Source organism: Flavobacterium sp. LC2016-13 (assembly GCF_009707955.1).
Classification (GTDB): domain Bacteria; phylum Bacteroidota; class Bacteroidia; order Flavobacteriales; family Flavobacteriaceae; genus Flavobacterium.
This window is the reverse complement of sequence record NZ_WMDQ01000014.1, coordinates 92,752-115,277: the sequence shown is the minus strand read 5'-3', so window position 1 is coordinate 115,277 and position 22,526 is coordinate 92,752. Positions and strand designations below refer to the sequence as shown.

Sequence of the window (22,526 nt, the reverse complement as noted above, 5' to 3'; positions counted from 1 at the left end):
TATATAATTTTTATAAAACCAAATACTTCTGTATTTGGTTTTTTTATTGCTGAAAATTCATGAAATTCGTGTTTAAAATAAAACCATGCAATTCAGAACCCTAATACCGCTTTCTAAAACCAATAATCCAATCGATTATAATTCGAAAGTTTTATCTTTTGGTTCTTGCTTTGCAGAAAATATAGCTGATAAATTTGATTATTTTAAATTTCAGAATGAAACAAATCCATTCGGAATTATATTCAATCCGGTTTCGATTGAGAAAATAATGGAGAGAACAGTTCGTGAAGAATTGTTTACTGAGAAAGATGTTCTTTTCTATAACGAACGCTGGCATTCTTTCGAAACACATTCAGATTTAAGCAATTCAGACAGACAAGAATTACTTGAAACATTAAATAAGGCAATCGAGATAACAAATAAGCAGATAAAGCAAGCTACGCACATTATTATCACTTACGGGACTTCCTGGATTTATAGAAATATAGAAAGCAATGATATTGTTGCCAATTGCCATAAAGTGCCTCAGAAACAATTTTCAAAAGAATTATTATCGGTTGATGTAATTCAGAAAAGCATTCAAAATACCATCGATTTAATTCAGACTTTAAACCCGAATATTAATTTCATATTCACCATTTCTCCGGTTCGCCACATAAAAGACGGTTTTACAGAAAATCAATTAAGTAAATCGCATTTATTTACGGCTTTGCATCAAACTTTTGACTTTCGACTTTCGACTTTCAACTATTTCCCTTCTTACGAAATCATGATGGATGAACTTCGTGATTATCGCTTTTATGCGGAAGATATGCTGCATCCAAATCAAGTCGCAATCGATTATATCTGGTCACGTTTTAGTGAAAATTATATTGCAGAAAACAGTCTTTCGACAATGCAGGAAGTAGAAGAAATACAAAAGAGCCTTCGTCATCGAAGCTTCAATCCGGAATCAGAGCAACATCAGAAATTTTTAGCAAAACTTCAACAAAAAATAAATCTCTTAAGAGAAAAATTACCACACATTAAATTTTAATTTTAAGTTGTCTTATTGGTTTTAACCAATGTGACAACTTAAAATGATTTTTTTGTGTCTTAGCGACTTTGTAGCTAAAAATAAAAAGTAAGAAATTAACTATTTAGCAGTGAAATTTTAGAATAATTGCCTGTAATTATGTAAATTGTTAAAGTTTAAATTTTACAATTTTGTAGACTGTATAATACAGTCTTAATTATAACGCAATTTTAATCTAAAGTGTTTTACTGATATATGAATAAGAAATCCGTTCATTTTCTTAAAAAAACATTACGCATACTACTTTGGTGCGTGGGTTCTATTATTGCAATTTTATTACTTCTTATTATTTTAATTCAGGTTCCGTCGATTCAGAATTATGTTAAAGATAAAGCCGTAACCTACCTTCATAATAAAATAAAAACCAAAGTTTCATTAGATCATATTTCGATTAAATTCCCGAAAGATGTAGTTCTTGAAGGTTTTTATTTTGAAGATCAAAACAAAGATACTTTGCTGGCAGGTAAACGATTAGAAGTCGATGTTGATTTATTTAAATTAGTAAGCAGCGAACTCGAAATCAATTCTGTTTCTCTGGAAAATGTCAATGCCAATATTTCAAGAGATAAAGAAGGCGTTTTCAATTTCGATTATATCATAAAAGCTTTCGAATCAAAAGAACCAAAAGTAGAAGATCCAAATAGTAAACCTTTCAAAATATCAGTTGTAAAAGTAAATCTCGATAATGTCAATTTTAATTTTAAAGATGATTTTGCCAAAAATGATGTAAAAGTAAAACTAACGCATTTTGATACTAAATTCAATAAATTCGATTTAGACAAAATGGATTTCGATATTCCGAATATTAATTTAAACGGATTAAAATTAGTTTTAGATCAGGATGCGGTAGAAAAAATTGCAGAAGTTTCTGTTGAAACCGTTGATACAATTTCTAAAAGAAGAGACTTCAAATTAAAATTAGATAAAATCAGTTTATCAAAAATTGATATTGCATACGATAATAAAGATTCAAAATTAGATTCAGGAATAAAACTGGGAAATTTAGATTTATCAGTAAATGAAATTGACCTGAACAAACAGCTTTTAGATTTTGATTCTTTCGAATTAAAAAACCTAAAAGGAAACTTACGATTAGGCGCAAAAGACAAACAAATTAAAGCGCCAAGTTTAGATTCAACTTCTATAAAACAAAGCGGTTGGAAAGTAAAACTAAACACTGTAAACATTCAAAATATTGCTTTTAAATTTGATGATATGCAATCAAAACCAACTCAAAAAGGAATTGATTACAGTCATTTAGATTTAAGTAAATTCAATCTTAATGCAGAGAAATTATATTACGGAAATGATACTATTTCGGGAAATATAAAATCGCTTGCCGCCAATGAAAAACGCGGATTAGAAATTCAGTCTCTAAAAACGAATTTCTTTTACGGGCCAAAAAATGCTTCTTTGGAAAATTTATATGTGAGAACGCCTCAAACGCTTTTGCAGAATAAAATCAAGTTAAAATATGCCTCGCTTGCCGCATTAAAAAAAGACATTGCAAATCTTGCCATAGATGCCAATTTAAATCAATCAAAAGTTGGCTTTAAAGACATTTTGCTTTTTGCGCCTGATTTACAAAAAACAAATCCGTTTAAAGGAAATCCAAATGCGGTTTTATATTTGAATACACGCTTAAGCGGAAAAATAAAAGACCTGAATATTCCGTTGTTCGAAATGAGCGGAATCGGAACCACAAAAGTTTCCCTTTCGGGGAAAATCACCGGATTGCCAAATGCGCAAAATGCCTATTACGATTTAAATATCAAGAAACTCTCAAGCACTTCAAAAGACGTTTATTCTTTTGTGCCTGCAGGAACAATTCCGAAAAATATTCAATTGCCTTCTCAATTTAATTTAATTGGAAAATTTAAAGGTTCGGTTCAGAATTTCAAAACCAATTTGGCTCTAAACAGCAGTTTCGGAAATGCAAAAGTCGACGCTTTATTTGATCAACGCGTTAAGAAAAAAGAGAAATATGATGCAACAGTTTATTTGCTTGATTTTGATTTAGGAAAATTAATCAAAAACGATTCCATCGGAAAAATTACACTTAAAGCGAAAGTTAAAGGAAAAGGTTTAGACCCAAAAACAGCGCAGGCAAATTTGGACGGGATTGTTCAGAAAGCCGTTTTTAATAAATATACGTACAGAGATTTATCTTTAAAAGGAAATATCGAAAACGGATCTTTTGCCGTAAAATCCGGAATGAAAGACCCAAATTTGAATTTTAATTTGGATGCAAGCGGCGATACGAAAGATAAATATCCATCTATAAAATTAAAATTAAACCTGGATATTGCTGATCTTGAAAAGCTAAACCTGCACGCTGGACCAATGAAATTACGCGGAAATATTGATGCAGATGTTGCCAACAGTAATCCTGATTTTTTAAATGGAAAAGTATTTCTATCAAACATTCAGATTTTGCAGGATGCAGAACCAATTGTTTTAGATTCAGTTCGTGTAATTGCTTTTTCAGACAATACCAGAAACAATATTAAAATATCATCTCAGTTTTTAAAAGCTGAAGTTGACGGAAAATACAAACTGACAACATTAGTTGCGGCGGTAAAAAAATCATTGTCAAAATACATCGATTTAAAAAATCCAAAAACAAATGGAGAATCTGATGAACAAAGATTGGCTTTTACATTAACCGTAGATAATGATCCGATTTTGTTTAAATTAATTCCGAAACTGACAGGTTTAGAACCCGTTAAAATCACAGGAAAATACAATAACGTAACCGATTCTTTAGAAATAAAAGGAACGATTCCGAGAATTGTCTACGCCAATAATACAATCGCCGACGGAAAAATAAATATCGAAGCCAAAGAAAATGCTTTAGAATATCAAATTTCTGTAGCGACAATCGAAAGCGGTTCATTAAAAATTCCGTTTACCAGTTTATCAGGAAAAGTAGAAAATAATGTATTGAATTACGCGCTTGAAGTTCAGGATGCAAAACAAAAACAACAATATTTTATTGCCGGAGAATTCAAATCAGAAGATTCTAAAAACATCTTTAAAATTGATGCAGAGAATTTTGTTTTAAATTATGATAAATGGAGTATTGATCCTGAAAATGCAGTTGAATTTGGAGGTAAAAGACTTTACATCAACAAGTTTTATTTAGATAATGCAGGAAATCAATTAAAAATTCAATCGCAAGGAACGCAGGACAATGCACCATTGCAAGTCGATTTTGTGAATTTTAAAATTGAGACCATTATGAATATGGTCAAAAAAGATAAATTGTTAATGCAAGGTTTGATCAACGGAAATGCTTTGGTCGAAAATGTAATGACAAACCCAACTTTTACATCAGATTTAAAAATAGACGATTTTGCTTTTAGAGGCGAACCGGTTGGAGATATTGCCATAAAAGTCGATAATAAAACCAACAATTCTCTCGCTGCAAATGTTACGCTTAGCGGAGAAGGAAATGATGTTAATGTAAACGGAAATTACCGAATTAATGACGGAAACTTAGATTTTAATGTTGCTGTTAATAAGTTGAACATCAAAAGTATTCAGGGTTTCACGATGGGAAATGTGACCGAAGGAACGGGATATTTATCAGGAAATTTTAAAGTTAACGGAAATGCAAGTGCGCCAAAAGTTGCCGGCGAATTAAATTTTAATGATACCGGATTTAGAATCAAACAACTGAATTCGTATTTTAAAACAGATCAGGAAAAAATCACGTTTAGCAATGATATTATTACGTTTGATAAGTTTACGCTTAATGATGAAAATGATAACACTTTGTATGTTGACGGAACGATACAATCTCCGGATTTTAAAACGTATAATTTTGGTTTAACCATTGTTGCGAACGATTTTAGAGCTATACATTCTAAAGCGGCAGACAACGATTTGTTTTACGGAGATTTATTTTTAGACACAAAATTAAATGTAAAAGGAACATTAGAAAGTCCGGTTATTGGCGGAAATATCAAAATAAAAGATGAAACCAAATTCTCTGTTGTTTTACCACAATCAGATCCTTCAATTGCTGACAGAGAAGGAATTGTAGAGTTTGTAGATGAAGATAATTTATATCTGAAACAAACTGTTGCCATGCAGGAAAAACTCAATCAATCTGAGTTAATGGGAATGGATGTGAGCGTTGATATTACTATTGATAAAAATGCAGAACTGACTTTAGTTATCGATAAAGGAAACGGAGATTATCTAAACCTAAAAGGCGAAGCGCAACTTACAGGTGGAATCGATCCTTCGGGAAAAACAACTTTAACCGGTAAATATGAATTTTCTGAAGGTGCTTATGAAATGAATTTCAACATGATCCGCAGAAAATTTGATATTCAAAAAGGAAGTTATATTATCTGGAATGGTGAACCAACTATGGCCACTTTAAATATTACGGCCATTTATAAAGTAGAAACGGCACCAATCGATTTATTAGGAAATCAACTTTCTGTAAGTCCAACGATACGAAATACATACAAGCAAAAAATTCCGTTTCAAACCCATTTGAAAATGAAAGGTGAATTACTGAAACCGGAAATCTCTTTTGATATTGTTCTTCCCGATGGAAATTATGATGTTTCATCAGATATTGTTTCGGCTTCTCAGGCAAAACTGGAGCAATTACGACAAGATCCTGCAGAGTTGAATAAACAGGTTTTTGCGCTTTTATTATTGAACAGATTTATTGGCGAAAATCCGTTTGCGAGCGAAAGCGGCGGAACAAGCGCAGAATCACTAGCAAGACAAAGTGTGAGCAAAATATTGTCGCAACAATTAAATGATCTTGCCGGAGAATTAATAAAAGGAGTTCAGTTAGAATTTGATCTTGAATCGACTGATGATTATACAACCGGAACACGAGAAAACAGAACGGATTTGAATGTTGGTGTTTCTAAAAAACTTTTAGATGACCGATTGAAAGTTACCGTAGGAAGTAGTTTTGGGGTAGAAGGCCAGGAGCGCGCCAATGAAGAAAGTACCAATATTGCAGGCGATGTTGCGCTGGATTATCAGCTTACAAAAGACGGTCGCTATATGGTTCGTGCGTATCGTAAAAACGAATATCAGGTTGCGGTAGAAGGGCAGGTTATAGAAACTGGAGTTGCCTTTATTATTACAATGAGTTACAATAAATTCAGCGAGCTTTTTCATCGAAGTGCAGCAGAAAAAGAAATGATTAAAGAAGAAAAATTGCGCAAAGAAAAACGAAAACTCAAAGAAAAAGAAGCAAAAGAAAAAGGAGAAAATCAAGAAGAACAAGTTGTTGGAAATGAGCAAAAAACATAATATAATGGGAAACAGATATATAAGATATTTTATAGCGCTATCCTTATTTTTTGTTTTTGGATGCAGCAATACTAAATATTTGCCTGAAGGCGATTTATTATATACAGGATCTTCGGTTACGATAAAAGATTCTGTTATAAAAAAGAAAGAACGAAAAGCGCTTGAGAAAGAATTAGAAGATTTATTACGCCCTAAACCAAATAAACAAATTCTTGGTTTAAGGCCAAAATTATGGATTTATAATATTGCAGGCGAACCTAAAAAACAAAAAGGGATAAGATATTGGCTGCGTAATAAAGTGGGCGAAGAACCAGTACTTTTTAGCAAAGTCGACTTAGATTATAATGCATCTGTATTAAGAAATTTTACAGAAAACCGAGGTTATTTTAAAGTTCGCGTAAGCGCAGATTCTACAGCCAAAAATAAAAGGGCAACTGCAGAATATATAGTTCAGCCCAAAAGACAATATAAAATAAAGAATGTTAAATTTCCCGAAGATTCATCGGCATTAGGAAAAGCAATTGCAAGAACAAGCCGAAGAAGTTTATTAAAACCAGGAAATCCGTATGATCTGGATGTTATAAAAAATGAACGTGAACGTATTGATGCAAGACTTAAGGAAAAAGGATATTATTACTTTAATCCTGATTATATTCTGGCACAAGTTGACAGTTCAAAAGGTGATTATGAAGTAAATATCAGATTGAAAATAAAAAGCGAAACACCTGAAAAAGCGAAAGAAGCATATAAAATAGATAAGATTGTTGTTTATCCTAATTTCTCGATTTCAAAAGACAGCGTCAAATATAAAAAAGAAGATATCGTTCAGTACAACGATTTTACAATTATTGATACTGCAAACACGTTTAATCCCAGAGTTTTTGACAGAACAATTTATTTTAAAAAAGGTGATTTTTATAATAGAAAAGACCACAATCTTACTTTAAATCGATTTGTAAATCTGGGAACATTCAATTTTGTAAAAAATGAATTCAAACCATCAGATAGTTTAAAAAATACTTTAGACGCCTATTACTATTTAACGCTTTTGCCTAAAAAATTTATTCGTGTTGAGGTTTTAGGAAAAACAAATTCAGCCAGTTATACCGGAACAGAAGTAAATGTAAACTGGAATAACAGAAACTTATTTCGTGGTGCAGAATTACTAACCGTTTCTGTTTTTGGTGGAGCCGATTTTCAGCTTTCCGGTCAGAATAACGGAAAAAATATCTATAAACTTGGAGCAGAAACCAGTTTAACATGGCCAAGATTTATTACGCCATTTAAAAAATTTAGCGGTTCAAGCGAGTTTGTTCCAAGAACAAAAGCGACACTTCGATACGAGTTTCAAAACAGAACACAGCTTTATGCCTTAAATTCCTTTAATGCATCTTTCGGTTATTTATGGAAAGAAAACATCCGCAAAGAACATCAATTGAATATAATGGATATTACGTATGTAAGCCCGAATAATGTTACACCCGAATATCGACAAGATATTTTAGAAGATCCGGCGCTTGGAAAAGTAATCGAAAAACAACTAATTTTTGGCCCAACTTATTCTTTTACATATACGAATACCATGCAAAAACGTAAAAAAAATACGTTTTACTTTAATGGAGAATTAGATTTGGCAGGAAATATAACGGGTTTGGCGACAGGCGCAAATGTCAAAAAAAATGACACCATAAAAATATTTGATGTTCCGTTTAGTCAATATGTAAAAGTAAAAGCAGATTTCAGGCATTATTTGAAACTCGGAAAAGAAAGTGAACTGGCAAGCCGAATTATTGTTGGAGCCGGAATTCCGTATGGAAATTCAGGAGCGTTGCCAACATCTAAACAATTTGTAGTAGGAGGAACCAATAGTATTCGTGCCTTTAGAGCGAGAACACTTGGACCAGGAAGTTACTTAAATACAGAAACAACCAATTCTTATTTACCGGATCAATCAGGAGATTTAAAATTAGAATTTAGTACAGAATACAGGGCGAAACTTTTTAGTATCGTAAGAGGCGCTTTATTTGTCGATGCCGGAAACATCTGGCTTATGAATGCCGATCCCAATAAACCCGGAGCAGAGATTTCTAAAGATTTTATGAAAGAAATCGCCGTTGGTGCCGGAGCAGGATTACGTTTCGATTTATCGTTCCTGATTTTACGAACCGATTTGGCATTTCCGTTAAGAAAACCGTATTTACCTGAAAACGAAAGATGGGTGATCGATGATATTAATTTTGGAAGCGGCCCCTGGAGAAAAGAAAACCTGATACTGAATATTGCCATTGGATATCCGTTTTAATTACTGAACCATAAATAAAATACATAAAAAAAGAGACTCCAATAAGAGTCTCTTTTTTTATATACTAATTCAATATTTAATGTTTGCAAAATTTTATTCCAAATCTATTTTTTCTGAAGTCCAGTCGATCGCCAGTAAGTAATCTTCTTTTTTAAAACCTTTAAATTCTCCCGGCATAATTTTATTAAAAACCATTGTAAAATTGATCATTCTCTGACAATCAGTAACAATTGCAGCACGAGTCCATTTTGAAAGGTTTTTGATGCTTAAAAGCGATTCATGCAACCACGCTCCCAAACTAAAATCTGTTGGAGAATTATCGAAAAAAAGCAGATAATTTAGTTTTTCCGTATCATCTATTAAAAGTTTAACTTCAGATGTAACAAAATCTACATCTCCTCTTACGATATGTCCGGCCGTTTTAAAGCCAATCATATTTGATGGTAATTCTTTGATTTTCTCTATCATAGTAATTTAAATTTGGGGTTCAAATGAGTTGAGGCAAACTTACCACACAACTACTTGTTTAATCTTATTTTAGAAACACTTTGTTTTATATAATTCCCATGTTTGCAAATAGTTACAAATTATTTTTTGTAAGTCATCGCAACAATGACGGGAGTTTTATAAAAAAATGCCTAAATTGGCTATATCAAATTTATTATGAAAATTATGCTTAAAAGAATTTTAGCCTTAGTTGGAGTTATCCTAATAATTGTACTCGCGTTTAAATATTGTGAGTTCAAAAAAAACGACGATTCTACAATCGATTATAACACCAACTTGATTCAGCAACAAATTCTAAATGTTGGAAAACTGGTTGTCACCGAAGGACATTTCTCTGAAGTTCTAACGTATAAAAACCAACAAAAGTATTTGATGGACATGGTTTCTTTTGAAAAGAAAGCGCTAATTGTAGTAAATGCAAATGTTACCGTAGCCTACGATTTGCATAAAATGAAATATGATATTGATGAAAAAAATAAAACAATAACCATTCTTAATATTCCAAAAGAAGAAATTACGATTAATCCGGATATTCAGTTTTATGATGTAGAACAAAGCAAACTTAATCCGTTTACGGGAGATGATTACAATAAAATCAACAAATCTGTAAAAGCAAATCTGGCAAAGAAAATCGATAAATCTTCCCTAAAAACAAATGCCCAAAACCGATTAATCAGCGAATTATCCAAGATTTTGATTCTAACAAATTCAATGGGCTGGAAACTTCAATACAATGGAAAAACAATTGAATCTGAAACTGAGTTGAGTCAGGATTTAAATTCGAAATTGTAGAAAGAAGGTTCAAAGGTTCAGAGTTACAAAGGTTCAAAGTTTTTCACAATCTGCGTCATTTCGACGAAGGAGAAATCTCCGCAAGAAGCTCGACAAAGATTGGATTCTCATTGCGGACTTACTTGCGGAGATTTCTCCTTCGTCGAAATGACAACTATAAGTTCAAATCTGTGCAGATCAGCTTAAATCTGCAAAATCTGCGTGAAATAAATTTAGTAAAACTTTGCGCCTTAGTGCCTTTGTGGCAACGAACTATCAAAAATCAAATCCAAACCACCAGAAATTAAATGTGCAATTTCAGGACGTTTTTCTTTTAATTGATCAAGATAAACCAATACTTCCTGTAAAAGTTGTTTCTCTTCTGAATCTTTCAAAAGTTCAGCAATTTCAACAGACAATAACCAATCGTTAGCGTGATTGTTTTTTAGTTTTTCAAAAACAGCTTTTAGTTCTGATTTAGAATCCTTATTTTCTCTAATCATACGAACCGTTTGATATAGCACTTCTAAATCATCGCGTTCGTCTGAATGTTTTGCTTTTATAGTTGTCGTTTTTGGGACATTATCAATAAGGTCAAAACTATTTACATCGGCTGGACCGGAAAAAGCAGAAACCACTTTTTTACCAATTGCCATATCATAATTTCCCCATTCTGGCAGAAACAAAATTGTTTCGCCGTGCGTTACAGTACAATTTCTAAAACTGATTAAAATAATTTCTCCGTGTAAGTTTCTTGAACCTGTAATAATTTCACCTTCAACAATAATATTACCTTCAAATTCCAGTTTTACCGTTTCATTTTCAACAATGCTGTAAGCCTGTAAATCTTTAGGACTCATATCTTCAATTGCTAAATTGAAACCTTTTAGTTTTCCAATCGGACTTCCAAATCCATCAGGATGTGTTAAAGTTCCGTGACCAACCAATTCTTTTTCACGATACGATAAAGCCGTTTTTCCGGTAGTTTGAATGTAAACCGGTTTTCCTTCTTCTTCAATAACATTCGTAAAAACGCCTGAAATTTGTAAACCTGTACTCAATTCAATTGTACCTAAAGCATTCGATTGAACTAATTTTTTAATTCCCGAAAGACCTCCGGTTCTCAAAGCCATTTTATTTGCAAACTCTTCTAAAATCAAACTCAGATAAGAAAAATTTGGCGTTACATAAAGTTGAGGCTGCAACTGCGTAATATCAAAATTTTGATTCGCAGCTGAGATATCATAAGGAATTTTCTTTACATTATCAGTCATACACCAGGCACTTTCGCCAATAGAAGAAAGTAATCCCGCACCATAAATTTTCGGGTTTTCAACAGTTCCAATCAAACCATATTCAACAGTCCACCAATGCAGGTTTCTAATTTGGGCCATTTCAGATAATTCGCCCATATTATTTTGTAAATCGGCAACCGCTTTTTCGGCAGCGTCAATTTTTTCCTGAGGCGTATCTTCGGCTTCTTTCAAAATAGAAAGCAAACGAATTGCTTCATACATTTGATAATCTTTGTGAGATGAAATTGCTTTGCAGCCAATTTCACCAAAACGGCGTAAATATTCGGCATATTCCGGATTTGCAATAATAGGAGCGTGGCCGGCACCTTCGTGAATAATATCCGGAGCAGGCGTATATTCTATATGTTCAAGCTGACGAATATCTGATGCAATAACCAAAACATTATAAGCCTGAAACTCCATAAAAGCATTTGGCGGAATAAATCCGTCCACGGCAACTGCAGCCCAGCCAATTTCAGTCAAAATTCGGTTCATTCCGTACATACTCGGAATAGAATCAATCTCGATTCCCGTTTTTTTCAAACCATCTAAATAAGAATGATGTGCGACTTTCGATAAATAATCTACATTTTTGCGCATAACATATCGCCAAACCGCCTGATTAATTGGCGTATAATCGCTATAATCTTGAGGTTTAATAAATTGCTTTAAGTGTTTAGGCAATCTTTCTAATAACGGATTTGTTTCAATATTTGCGTTCATTTCGAAAACGTTGTAGATTAAGAATGTAAAATTACGAATTTAGAGTACTAAAATAATTTTTTTTAATAGAGATTTTTAATATTAAGATCATTTTATTACACAATCTTTAATTTATTTCCTTTCAGCTAAAATTACATTCGAGTCTTTTCTTCTGTTTTTTTTAAATAAAATGCAACTATTAGAATAGTATTAAAAATTAGTTAGATTTACAGATAGTATTATTTGAAATTACACAAACATGAAAGTTTTACTTATCGTTTTATCAATAATTATTTTAGGCTTTTTTGGCATTAGGTTTTTTCTATTTAAAATAGGAGACCCCGTAAATTTAAAAGTCTCAAATTCCTATTTTCATCATTACAGAAAAAATCTAATTGTTTACTCACCAATGGGTAATTGGTTTGAGTTAGGTTATTTTGAATCTAATGCAGATGTTTCCACTTTTGAGCCTATAAATGAAGATTTTGGAAAAGATAATATGAATGTATTCTGGAAAGGAAAAAAACAATCAGTTGATTTTGATACTTTTAAAATTGATGCTTTTGTTATTAAAGATAAGAATCACGTATACAATGTTAACGGTAAAAAATTTGACGAACTGGAAATTGTTGATGGTGCAGACCCAAAAACGTATCAGTTATTAGATCCGTCAATTAAAGATTACCGACGTAATTATTGGTTTAAAGATGCGAATTCTGTTTATTTTAAAAATAAAAAAGTTGAAGGTAATCCGGATACTTTCAGGCCTTTAAATGACGCAATTGCCGTTGATGCCAATTTTATTTATGCTATTATCAGTTATAGAGGTGAAGGAATAGAAACGTTGGAAGTTGATGAGGTTATTCGAAAACATAAAATGATCGATGGTGAAATTCATCCTATCAATGAAACGTATGTTCAGATTGGTAATTCAGTCGTTTCTGCTTTTACAAAGGCTGAATTTGAACTTAATACTTTCGACTCCATTACTGCAGTAGAAAAAATAGATTATTGGACAATAGTTGTTGATAATGTTTTGATTAACAAAGGGATTATGTTTCCTGAAATTGATGTAAAAACTTTTGAAGTATTAGATTATAATTTCTCAAAAGACAAGAATAGTGTTTATTATGATTGTAAAAAAATCATTGAAGCCGATTATTCAAGTTTCAAAATTATTTCAAATGAATATTCAAAAGACGCTAAACATGTTTACTTTAAGAATGATATCTTAAAAGGAGCAAATCCTGAAACGTTTAAACAAACCTCAGAATATGGTGTTTGGGAAGATGGGAAACATCAATACAAAAATGGACAAATCATAACTGCAAAGAAAAAATAGAAAAATTATTTTTCTAAATTCCTGAAATAATCAATTTTATGGTTGAACATATATGCCATATTTGTAGCTCGCATTTTTGCCTCTTCGGTAATTGGTCCTGAAAACTGAGCGTCAATTGTTGTATTAAATAGTTGAATCCAACGATCAAAATGCGTTTTATCTACCGATAATTGTTTGTGTGGTGGAAAAGGAGTTCCTGAGTATGCACGAACATCAAATAGAATCGTTTGCCAAAAACCATACATTTTTTGCAAATGTTCAGACCAGCGATCTTGTAATTTATCATTGAAAATGGGTCCAATTAAGTCATCCTTTCTAACATTATCATAGAAAGTATTAACCATTTGTTGTATGTCTTCTATATTAGAAATATCTTTAAGAGTTGTCATGTTTTTGTGGTATAAATGAATTGCAAAAATACGATTTAACTTTCTGTCTATTCACTGATATTTGTCATTTTCCAATTATTAATTAGTGTAAAAAAGCAGCTATAAACGGATTTTAGAAACTTAATTCTCTGTTTAATCGTTTGATATGTAATAGCTTAAAATTAAAGTAAGATTTTAGCTGTTTTTAAATTATTCAATAAATTGATATTCAATAAATTGAAAAAAAAGTTGATAAGTTTTTGTAAGGTTTAAATTTCAAAATGATGGGTTTTTGTAAAGTTAAATAATTGCTATTTTAATTATTTTTGACATAATATTGATGTGAATTAATAATATTAATCTTAAAAAATGAGAAAAATTTAATTATTAAAAAATCAAAAAACAATGAAGAAAATTACCCAAAAACCACAAAACCGAATGAAGTTTACCTTAATAATGTATATCATTATTATGACTTCGTTTATTACTAATGCTCAAACTGTTACGCCTTGGATAACATCAGGAGACCAGACAAAACTATTGCAACAGCAAGCGACTGTTGGCTTTGGAGCAAATTCAGGAACAAATCCTTCTACAGTTACAATTAATGCAGCAACAACTTATCAAACCATGGATGGATTTGGTTATACACTTACCGAAGGTAGTTGCGAAGTTATTAGCGGAATGGCTGCCACACAACAAAATCAATTACTTAATGATTTGTATAATCCAACTACGGGATTAAATGCGAACGTTGTCAGAATTAGTATTGGTGCTTCTGATTTAAGCAGCTCTTCTTATAGTTATAACGAAACTTCGGGCGATGTAAATATGAACAATTTCAGTCTTAACGGACCGGATTTGACTTATTTAGTTCCATTTATAAAAAAGATTTTGCTTATTAATCCTAATATAAAAATATTGGCAACGCCGTGGTCAGCACCGCGTTGGATGAAAACCAATAATTCATGGGTTGGCGGAAGTTTGCAAACACAATATTATGCTGCCTATGCGAGATATTTTGTAAAATACTTTGCAGCGATGCAGGCACAAGGAATTTCGATTTGGGGAATCACGCCTCAAAACGAACCGGAAAACCCAAATAATGAGCCAAGTATGTTAATGAATTCTACAGAACAAAAGAATTTTATTAATCAACAACTTGGGCCACAAATGGCAACTGCAGGTTACGGAAATATAAAAATCATAGCTTTTGATCACAATTGCGATAATACAGCTTATCCTATAGATGTTTTAAACAACAGCAGTTATGTTGATGGTGCTGCGTTTCACTTGTATCTAGGAAATATTTCAGCGATGTCAACAGTAAGAAATGCGACCAACAAAAACGTATATTTTACAGAACAATATACCGGATCAGGCGGAAGTTTTAGCGGAGATTTTGGCTGGCACATGCAAAACGTAGTTATTGGTAGTACAAATAACTGGGCAAAAACGGTATTAGAATGGAATGCAGCAAATAACTCAAGTTTAGGGCCACGTACTCCAGGCGGATGTTCGACTTGTTTAGGCGCTATTACGGTTAACAATAGTACAAATTATACTAAAAATGTAGCGTATTATATTATTGGTCAAATCTCAAAATTTGTGAAACCGGGTGCTTTAAGAATTTCTTCTTCAAGCACAAGTGGCTCTATTTATTCAGCCGGATTTAAAAACCCTGACGGATCAATTGCACTTGTAATTTATAATTCAGGAGGAGCAAATACAATTAAAGTTGTTTCAGGATCATCAGCCTTCAATTATTCAGTTCCTGCTTCATCAGCGGTTACATTCAATTGGGCAACAGGTTCATCAGTTCCGGTTACGGCAGTAAGCGTGAGTCCGGCTTCAGCATCAGTTGCAGCGGGAGCGACAACGCAATTATCAGCGACAGTTTCACCAAGTAATGCTACAAACCAAAACGTAAACTGGAGTTCAAGCAACACAGCTGTTGCAAGCGTAAATTCAAACGGATTGGTAACTGGAGTTTCACAAGGAACAGCAACTATAACCGTAACAACTGTAGATGGGGCTAAAACTGCAACAAGCGCGATAACTGTAACAACATCGTCATCAACTTTTCCCGGATATTATAATATTATTTCGAGAAATAGTAATAAAGGATTAGATGTTGCTGATAATTCGACAACAAGCGGTGGCAGAATTCAGCAATATGATGTTACAAATGGAGGCGGAAATAATCAACGTTGGAAATTTGTTCCTGACGGAAGCGGAAATTTCTACATTATTGTAAAATCGACCGGAATGTATCTGGCAACTGAAAATAATAGTACTGCAGATGGAATAAAAGTGCAGCAAAGAACATTCTCTGCTTCAAATGAATTTAAATGGACAGTTACAAGTCTTGGCGGCGGTTATTATAAAATCATTAATGTAAACAGTGGAAAATCATTAGATGTTGAAAATGTTTCTACAGCAAACGGAGCCAATATTCAGGTTTGGGCTTATACAGCAAATTTAAACCAACAATGGCAACTTGTACAGGTTGAATCTACGGCTAAAAAAGTTGGCGTGGCAGAACCAGCGACTTCATTAGATTTTTCTGTTTACATAAATTCAACCAATGATTATTTAAAAATTAATACTCCAAATTCAGGTTCAGGTCAAGTTGAAGTTTATTCTGTATCGGGTCAAAGTGTATTAAAAAGAACTGTCGATTTTGTAAATGGAAATGAAGCTCAAATAGAAATTTCTAAATTACCAAAAGGACTTTATGTTGTTAAAGTAAATGATAGCCAGAGATCATATTCTAAAAAAGTACTGAAACAATAAACTGGGAATCGGAAATTTAATTAGTAATTTTATTTTTGATTTTAAAAGGCTGCATGACATATCATGCAGCCTTTTTCGTTTTTAATTAGCCGATTAATTGTGTAAACAAATCCTGGTTATCATTTAGATATTGAAACTCAAAACCATTTTTTGTCATATTCAATTTGATGGACATAATATCATTTTTGTTTTTTAATTCTAAACCAACAACTACAGATCCAACTTCACGACTGTTTTTCTTCGCAAATTGAAAATAGGTAATGTCATCATCCGGACCTAAAATATTATTTACAAACTCTTTTAAAGCTCCCGGACGTTGCGGAAACTGAATCATGAAATAATGCATTAAACCTTCATAAAGCAATGAGCGTTCTTTTATTTCGGCAGTTCTTTCGATATCATTATTACTTCCGCTAACCACACAAACTACATTTTTGCCTTTTATTTTATCTGCATAAAAATCTAAAGCAGCGATTGTCAAGGCTCCTGCAGGTTCTACAACCATTGCTTCTTCATTGTATAATCGAAGAATTGTCGTGCATACTTTTCCTTCGGGAACCAGAATAATATCTTCAAGATTATAACGGCAAATTTCGAAAGTTTTGTCTCCAACTTGTTTTACCGCCGCGCCATCTACAAATTTATCAATGGTTGTTAAAGCCGTATTTTTATTTTCTTCAATCGAAGTTTTCATTGAAGGAGCACCTTTTGGTTCAACGCCAATAATTTTAGTATTAGGGCTTAAATGTTTGAAAACTTCTGATAATCCCGAAGCCAGTCCGCCGCCACCAATCGGAACAAAAACATAATCGATAGGTTCTTTAAAGCTCTCCAAAATCTCTAAACCTACAGTTCCTTGTCCTGCAATTACTTTTTCATCATCAAAAGGATGTATAAAAATTTTATGATTTTTGATGGCATCTGCCATTGCCGAAGCATAAGCATCATCAAAAGTATCTCCGGTTAGCACAATTTCAACAAACGATTTTCCGAATAACTGAACTTGTTTTACTTTTTGTTTCGGAGTCGTTTTTGGCATATAAATTTTGCCTCTTATTTGTAAAAGATTACAGGAATAAGCGACGCCTTGCGCATGATTTCCTGCGCTTGCACAAACAATTCCGGTTGCTTTTTCAATATCTGTCAACGAAGAAATTTTGTTGTACGCGCCCCTGATTTTATACGACCGGACAATTTGCAAATCTTCTCTTTTTAATAAAATAGTAGATTCAAATTCATCTGAAAGATTCAAATTTTGAGTGAGTGGAGTAGCGGCAACTACATCTTCGAGTTGCTTTTTTGCGGCAAGTACTTCGTTAAATAAATCCATTGTATTGTTTTTTTGGTCACGAATTCCACAAATTTTATCTGATTTTTTTTTTACTAAACAAAAAAATAATTCATGTAAACTCGTGTAATTCGTGGCTATTTAAATATTCATTAAAATAAAAAAACCTCCCGATTTGGGAGGTTTCATAAAATTGTATTTGTTTACTTATTTATACAACACCTCGCCATTATTGCTTAATTGCAATAATGCTAATAATAGCGATAATGATGATATTTAAGTTTGTCATTTTTTCTTCTCTGAAAAACAAATGTATTAATTATTTTTTAACCGGAGGATATTGTGCCAAAACTTTGCTTACAATCTCTTGTACTTTAGCATCTTTTTTATCGACGTTTTTAGTTAAAGTTCCAACGCCTTCACCTTGCCAGATCATTTCTTTCTTTTTGGCATCGATTAAATCAATAAATAAAGTTCCTTCTGTAGAAGTCGAAACAGTAGTTTGGTTTCCGTACATCATGTAAGGATTCCATCCCCATCCCCAACCATAGCCCCATCCGGCGCTAAATTGGTTTACGTTTACTTGTTCTCTCGATTTAGTAAAAATGTTTACTAATAAATCAGGATTTTCGCTTTTGGTAAAACCTTTTGCCTGTAATTCAGTATCTATTGCGTGCAGAATTCTTCTTTTATCCAAATCAGAAATTTCGACTTTATCAATTCCCGGCTTAAAAAAGGCATACGTTTTATAAGGCGCAAAATCTACGTTTTTGTCGTAATCAGAATAAACACTAACGGTGCTGCAAGAGGCTAGTATCAAAAGCAAAAAAACGGGTACTAATTTGAATGTTTTCATATTTTTAAAATGTTTAATGTTCTTGTTTCTTTGTCAGGCTTCGACTTCGCTCAGGATGACACTATCAATTAAAATAAACTTTCGTCTACAATATTAGGCAAAGTTACTTTTAATAAAGGCTGAACTTCCATTGCTCTTTTTATGGCAAAAATAGCTTCGTCATTTCTGGCCCAGCTTCGTCTTGAAATTCCGTTGTTAACATCCCAAAAAAGCATTGATGCTAAACGTTTTGAAGCCTCTTTAGAACCATCAAGAACCATACCAAATCCACCGTTAATAACCTCTCCCCAGCCAACTCCGCCGCCATTATGTATAGATACCCAGGTTGCCCCTCTAAAGCTGTCACCAATCACGTTTTGAATCGCCATATCTGCCGTAAAACGAGATCCGTCATAGATGTTAGAAGTCTCTCTGTAAGGAGAATCAGTTCCTGAAACATCATGGTGATCGCGGCCTAAAACCACAGTTCCAATTTCACCTTTTGCAATCGCCTGATTAAAAGCTTCTGCAATTTTAATTCTTCCTTCAGCATCAGCGTATAAAATACGAGCCTGAGAACCTACAACCAATTTATTTTCCTGCGCTCCTTTTATCCATTTGATGTTGTCCTGCATTTGTTGCTGAATTTCATTTGGAGAAGTTTTCGCCAATTCTTCTAAAACCTGACTTGCAATTGTATCTGTTTTTTGTAAATCTTCTGGTTTTCCAGAAGTACAAACCCATCTAAAAGGGCCAAAACCGTAATCAAAACACATTGGTCCCATAATATCCTGAACATAACTCGGATATTTAAAATCGATATTGTTTTCTGCCATTACATCGGCACCAGCGCGCGAAGCTTCAAGTAAAAACGCATTTCCATAATCAAAAAAGTAAGTTCCTTTTGCCGTATGTTTGTTTATTGCAGCAGCATGACGGCGTAAAGTTTCCTGAACTTTTTCTTTGAATAAATCCGGATTTTTAGCCATCATTTTATTGGCTTCTTCAAAAGAAATCCCAACCGGATAATAACCGCCAGCCCATGGATTATGAAGTGAAGTTTGATCTGAACCTAAATCAATTTTGATATTTTCTTTGTCGAAACATTCCCAAACATCAACTACATTTCCTAAATAAGCAATTGAAACCGTTTCTTTATTGGCTTTCGCCGAAGCGACTCTTTTTATCAATTCTTCTGTAGAAGTTACGATTTCATTAATCCATCCTTGTTCATGACGGATTTTAGTAATCTTCGGATTTACTTCGGCGCAGACTGTTATACAACCGGCAATATTTCCGGCTTTTGGTTGCGCACCAGACATTCCGCCAAGTCCGGAAGTTACAAATAAACTTCCTTCCGGATTTTGTTTTATTTTTCTGAAACCATTTAAAACCGTAATTGTAGTTCCGTGTACAATTCCCTGTGGGCCAATGTACATATAACTTCCTGCAGTCATTTGTCCGTATTGCGAAACGCCCAAAGCATTCATTTTTTCCCAATCGTCCGGTTTAGAATAATTTGGGATCACCATTCCGTTTGTAACGACAACTCTCGGTGCTTCAGAATGTGAAGGAAATAATCCCATCGGATGTCCTGAATACATCGTTAAAGTCTGCTCATCTGTCATTTCAGACAAATATTTCATTGTCAATAAATATTGTGCCCAGTTTTGAAAAACAGCACCATTTCCGCCATACGTAATCAATTCATGCGGATGTTGCGCCACAGCATAATCCAGATTATTCTGAATCATGTGCATAATCGCTTTTGCCTGCAATGATTTTCCCGGATATTCATCAATTGGACGCGCGTACATTCTGTATTCCGGACGTAGACGATACATATAAATACGCCCGTAAGTTTCTAATTCTTCTGAAAATTCCTGAATTAATTCAGCGTGATGTTTGGGTTCAAAATAGCGCAATGCATTTTTAAGAGCCAGTTTTTTTTCTTCTGCAGAAAGAATTTCTTTTCGTTTTGGCGCATGGTTAATCGCTAAATCGTATACTGCTTTTGAAGGTAATATCGATGGAATTCCTTGTTGTATTTGTTCTTTGAAAGTCATTTCTTTTTAGAGATACTAAGTTGCTATCCCGAAGCTTCGGAACTAGGCTACTAAGATATTGTAGCTAGATTAACAACAGATTAATTTTTTGTTTTTTTAATTATGTTGTCACGCTGGAACTTAAATGTGACAATTTGGTAATTAAAAAACTAAGGATAACGAATATCCGACCTATGATAAGATTTGTGGATTTTAATCCTAAATTTTCTTGAGCGAATATCCATATATGATATTTTAGATTTTAGATTGGAATTTTATTTAAAAATAAACTTCTTCATTAACGCAAAATGGCATTTTTTTATGCTCAAAAAGCGCTATTATATTTTGTGCAGCACAAACTGCCATTGCATTTCTTGCTTCGTATGTTGCTGAACCAATATGTGGCAAAATACAACAATTTGACAATGATAATAACGGATTGTTTTTATTCATTGGTTCCGGATTGGTAACGTCAAGTCCCGCGCCCCAGATTATGTCATTAGTCAGGGCATCAAACAAATCGTCTTCATTATGAAATTTTCCTCTTGCTGTATTGATGAAAATAGCATTGCGTTTCATTTTACCAAAAGCATTTTTATTAAAGAGTTCATTATTTTCTGCAGAATAATTAGCATGAATGCTCAAAACGTCACTTTGCAAAAGTAGCGTTTCAAAATCTACAAATGTAGCGTCAAGTTCTTTTTCGGCACTTTCATTATGAGAGCGATTGTGGTAAATAATGTTCATTCCAAATGCAGCTTTGCACTTTTGCGCCATTTCAAAACCAATTCTGCCTAAACCTAATATTCCCAGAGTCTTTCCATACAATTCCTGTCCTAAATTTTCTAAAGCATTAAAACTTCCCCAATCTCCGTTTATAATTTTTTTGTGATTATAAAATGATTTTCTGGCTACGCTTTGCATCAATAAAAAAGCAACATCCGATGTCGCTCTGCTCAAAACGTCAGGCGTATTTCCAACAGGTATTTTTCTGCTATTAGCTGATGGAATATTAACAGAATCATATCCAACAGAAAATAAGGCGATGCCTTTTAAATTGGGACATTGCTCAAAAAAATCTTCATCTAAATTATTGGCTCCAACATTCAAAAGAACATCATTTTCCTGACAGATTTTTATAAACTCATTTCTCGATAATACATTTTCCGTTGGATTTATGGTAAGATTTATGCCTTTTTCCTGAAGTAATAAAATGCCTGCCTCGGGTATATTTTTGTTTATAAAAACCTTCATTATGTATTGTTTTATTCTTTATAACGGTTTGTTTATTCGCCCTGTTTTTTTATCAAATCCATAAGGACAATGACGACAGCCGCTTTTGCAGCAATAGCCTCTTTTTAAGTGGTGTTTTTCAGTAAAGCACTTATAACCTTCGGGCGTATAGTAAAAATCTTCGCCTTCGATTAATTTATTTTCATTACTTTGCTCTTTCATAAATCTGCTTCGCGTTCATGTTTCGATAACTTTAAAAATCAAAAATAAAAATATTTGATTGTGATTTTATTGAAATCGAACAATTTTATAGCTACAAATTTATAAATTTTACAGCCAATGTTTCTGATTGTTGCTAAATATTTAATTCCAAAAGGATATCGGGGAATGGCTGTGTTTCCGTTTGTTTTAATGAAATATGATTTTGATAAAGGAAATCGAACTTTTGTAAATCACGAAAAAATACATTTAAAACAACAATTAGAAATGCTGATTCTTCCCTTTTTTATTTGGTATTTTTCAGAATATTTAGTTCGCTTAATACAATATAAAAATAAGGATTTAGCATATAGAAATATTAGTTTTGAAAGAGAAGCTTACGCAAATGAAAAGGATTTAAATTATTTGAAAAACCGAAAATTTTATCAGTTTCTGCATTACATCCATTTAAAATAA

General features: G+C 33.0%; 15 protein-coding genes. 7 read left to right on the top strand and 8 right to left on the bottom strand.

Features of this window, described 5'->3' with window-relative positions; all coding sequences use genetic code 11:
- The first annotated feature begins 85 nt into the window (after positions 1–85).
- The 3 genes from GKZ86_RS22155 (at position 86) to GKZ86_RS22145 (ending at position 8,669) form a co-directional block, all read left to right on the top strand.
- Positions 86–1,036, top strand: a complete 951-nt coding sequence (locus GKZ86_RS22155) for a GSCFA domain-containing protein (protein WP_154785225.1) — start codon at positions 86–88, stop codon at positions 1,034–1,036.
- Between the two features lie 234 nt (positions 1,037–1,270).
- Entirely contained in the window at positions 1,271–6,367 is a 5,097-nt protein-coding gene (locus GKZ86_RS22150; RefSeq protein WP_154785224.1) for a translocation/assembly module TamB, read from the top strand.
- Positions 6,351–8,669: a BamA/TamA family outer membrane protein gene (locus GKZ86_RS22145; RefSeq protein ID WP_154785223.1), complete on the top strand. Its 2,319-nt coding sequence runs from the start codon at positions 6,351–6,353 to the stop codon at positions 8,667–8,669. The genes GKZ86_RS22150 and GKZ86_RS22145 overlap by 17 nt, the downstream gene beginning before the upstream one ends.
- Before the next feature lie 93 nt (positions 8,670–8,762).
- Here GKZ86_RS22145 and GKZ86_RS22140 read toward each other — a convergent pair whose 3' ends face one another.
- Positions 8,763–9,137, bottom strand: a complete 375-nt coding sequence (locus tag GKZ86_RS22140; protein WP_133509543.1) for an STAS/SEC14 domain-containing protein — start codon at positions 9,135–9,137, stop codon at positions 8,763–8,765.
- Between the two features lie 204 nt (positions 9,138–9,341).
- On the opposite strand from GKZ86_RS22140, the gene GKZ86_RS22135 reads away from it, so the two are divergent.
- Positions 9,342–9,968, top strand: a complete 627-nt coding sequence (locus tag GKZ86_RS22135; protein ID WP_154785222.1) for a DUF4230 domain-containing protein — start codon at positions 9,342–9,344, stop codon at positions 9,966–9,968.
- Between the two features lie 230 nt (positions 9,969–10,198).
- Here GKZ86_RS22135 and GKZ86_RS22130 read toward each other — a convergent pair whose 3' ends face one another.
- A complete protein-coding gene (locus tag GKZ86_RS22130) occupies positions 10,199–11,965 on the bottom strand; it encodes an aromatic amino acid hydroxylase (RefSeq protein ID WP_154785221.1) in 1,767 nt (588 codons plus the stop codon).
- 238 nt (positions 11,966–12,203) lie between these two features.
- On the opposite strand from GKZ86_RS22130, the gene GKZ86_RS22125 reads away from it, so the two are divergent.
- Positions 12,204–13,286, top strand: coding sequence for a DKNYY domain-containing protein (locus tag GKZ86_RS22125; protein ID WP_154785220.1), 1,083 nt, complete (start codon positions 12,204–12,206; stop codon positions 13,284–13,286).
- 5 nt (positions 13,287–13,291) lie between these two features.
- Here GKZ86_RS22125 and GKZ86_RS22120 read toward each other — a convergent pair whose 3' ends face one another.
- Positions 13,292–13,675 (bottom strand): group III truncated hemoglobin, encoded by a 384-nt coding sequence (locus GKZ86_RS22120; protein ID WP_154785219.1) that lies wholly within the window; start codon positions 13,673–13,675, stop codon positions 13,292–13,294.
- A gap of 384 nt (positions 13,676–14,059) precedes the next feature.
- Here GKZ86_RS22120 and GKZ86_RS22115 point away from each other — a divergent pair, with 384 nt between their 5' ends.
- Entirely contained in the window at positions 14,060–16,450 is a 2,391-nt protein-coding gene (locus tag GKZ86_RS22115; RefSeq protein WP_154785218.1) for an RICIN domain-containing protein, read from the top strand.
- An 85-nt stretch (positions 16,451–16,535) separates the two neighbouring features.
- Here the strand turns inward: GKZ86_RS22115 and ilvA are convergent, their stop codons facing one another.
- From ilvA to GKZ86_RS22090, 5 genes are all read right to left on the bottom strand, one after another.
- Positions 16,536–17,780, bottom strand: a complete 1,245-nt coding sequence (gene ilvA, locus GKZ86_RS22110) for a threonine ammonia-lyase IlvA (protein WP_154785217.1) — start codon at positions 17,778–17,780, stop codon at positions 16,536–16,538.
- A 277-nt stretch (positions 17,781–18,057) separates the two neighbouring features.
- The gene (locus tag GKZ86_RS22105; protein ID WP_154785216.1) at positions 18,058–18,594 is read right to left on the bottom strand and encodes a DUF4136 domain-containing protein; all 537 of its coding nucleotides are present in this window, start codon (positions 18,592–18,594) and stop codon (positions 18,058–18,060) included.
- Positions 18,595–18,662: 68 nt separating this feature from the next.
- Complete coding sequence (locus GKZ86_RS22100; RefSeq protein ID WP_154785215.1) at positions 18,663–20,639, bottom strand: urocanate hydratase; 1,977 nt, start codon at positions 20,637–20,639, stop codon at positions 18,663–18,665.
- 258 nt (positions 20,640–20,897) lie between these two features.
- Positions 20,898–21,872, bottom strand: a complete 975-nt coding sequence (locus tag GKZ86_RS22095; protein WP_154785214.1) for a D-glycerate dehydrogenase — start codon at positions 21,870–21,872, stop codon at positions 20,898–20,900.
- A gap of 18 nt (positions 21,873–21,890) precedes the next feature.
- A complete protein-coding gene (locus tag GKZ86_RS22090; protein WP_059115986.1) occupies positions 21,891–22,073 on the bottom strand; it encodes a DUF5522 domain-containing protein in 183 nt (60 codons plus the stop codon).
- 117 nt (positions 22,074–22,190) lie between these two features.
- Between GKZ86_RS22090 and GKZ86_RS22085 the strand changes: the two genes are divergently transcribed.
- Entirely contained in the window at positions 22,191–22,526 is a 336-nt protein-coding gene (locus GKZ86_RS22085; protein ID WP_154785213.1) for a hypothetical protein, read from the top strand.

Coding starts and splice junctions, on each gene's coding strand:
- GKZ86_RS22115 (WP_154785218.1), top strand. CDS start 14,060: ATGAAGAAAATTACCCAAAAACCACAAAACCGAATGAAGTTTACCTTA.
- GKZ86_RS22150 (WP_154785224.1), top strand. CDS start 1,271: ATGAATAAGAAATCCGTTCATTTTCTTAAAAAAACATTACGCATACTA.
- GKZ86_RS22135 (WP_154785222.1), top strand. CDS start 9,342: ATGCTTAAAAGAATTTTAGCCTTAGTTGGAGTTATCCTAATAATTGTA.
- GKZ86_RS22090 (WP_059115986.1), bottom strand. CDS start 22,073: ATGAAAGAGCAAAGTAATGAAAATAAATTAATCGAAGGCGAAGATTTT.
- GKZ86_RS22125 (WP_154785220.1), top strand. CDS start 12,204: ATGAAAGTTTTACTTATCGTTTTATCAATAATTATTTTAGGCTTTTTT.
- GKZ86_RS22105 (WP_154785216.1), bottom strand. CDS start 18,594: ATGAAAACATTCAAATTAGTACCCGTTTTTTTGCTTTTGATACTAGCC.
- GKZ86_RS22095 (WP_154785214.1), bottom strand. CDS start 21,872: ATGAAGGTTTTTATAAACAAAAATATACCCGAGGCAGGCATTTTATTA.
- GKZ86_RS22145 (WP_154785223.1), top strand. CDS start 6,351: ATGAGCAAAAAACATAATATAATGGGAAACAGATATATAAGATATTTT.
- GKZ86_RS22130 (WP_154785221.1), bottom strand. CDS start 11,965: ATGAACGCAAATATTGAAACAAATCCGTTATTAGAAAGATTGCCTAAA.
- GKZ86_RS22120 (WP_154785219.1), bottom strand. CDS start 13,675: ATGACAACTCTTAAAGATATTTCTAATATAGAAGACATACAACAAATG.
- GKZ86_RS22140 (WP_133509543.1), bottom strand. CDS start 9,137: ATGATAGAGAAAATCAAAGAATTACCATCAAATATGATTGGCTTTAAA.
- GKZ86_RS22155 (WP_154785225.1), top strand. CDS start 86: ATGCAATTCAGAACCCTAATACCGCTTTCTAAAACCAATAATCCAATC.
- GKZ86_RS22100 (WP_154785215.1), bottom strand. CDS start 20,639: ATGACTTTCAAAGAACAAATACAACAAGGAATTCCATCGATATTACCT.
- GKZ86_RS22085 (WP_154785213.1), top strand. CDS start 22,191: ATGTTTCTGATTGTTGCTAAATATTTAATTCCAAAAGGATATCGGGGA.
- ilvA (WP_154785217.1), bottom strand. CDS start 17,780: ATGGATTTATTTAACGAAGTACTTGCCGCAAAAAAGCAACTCGAAGAT.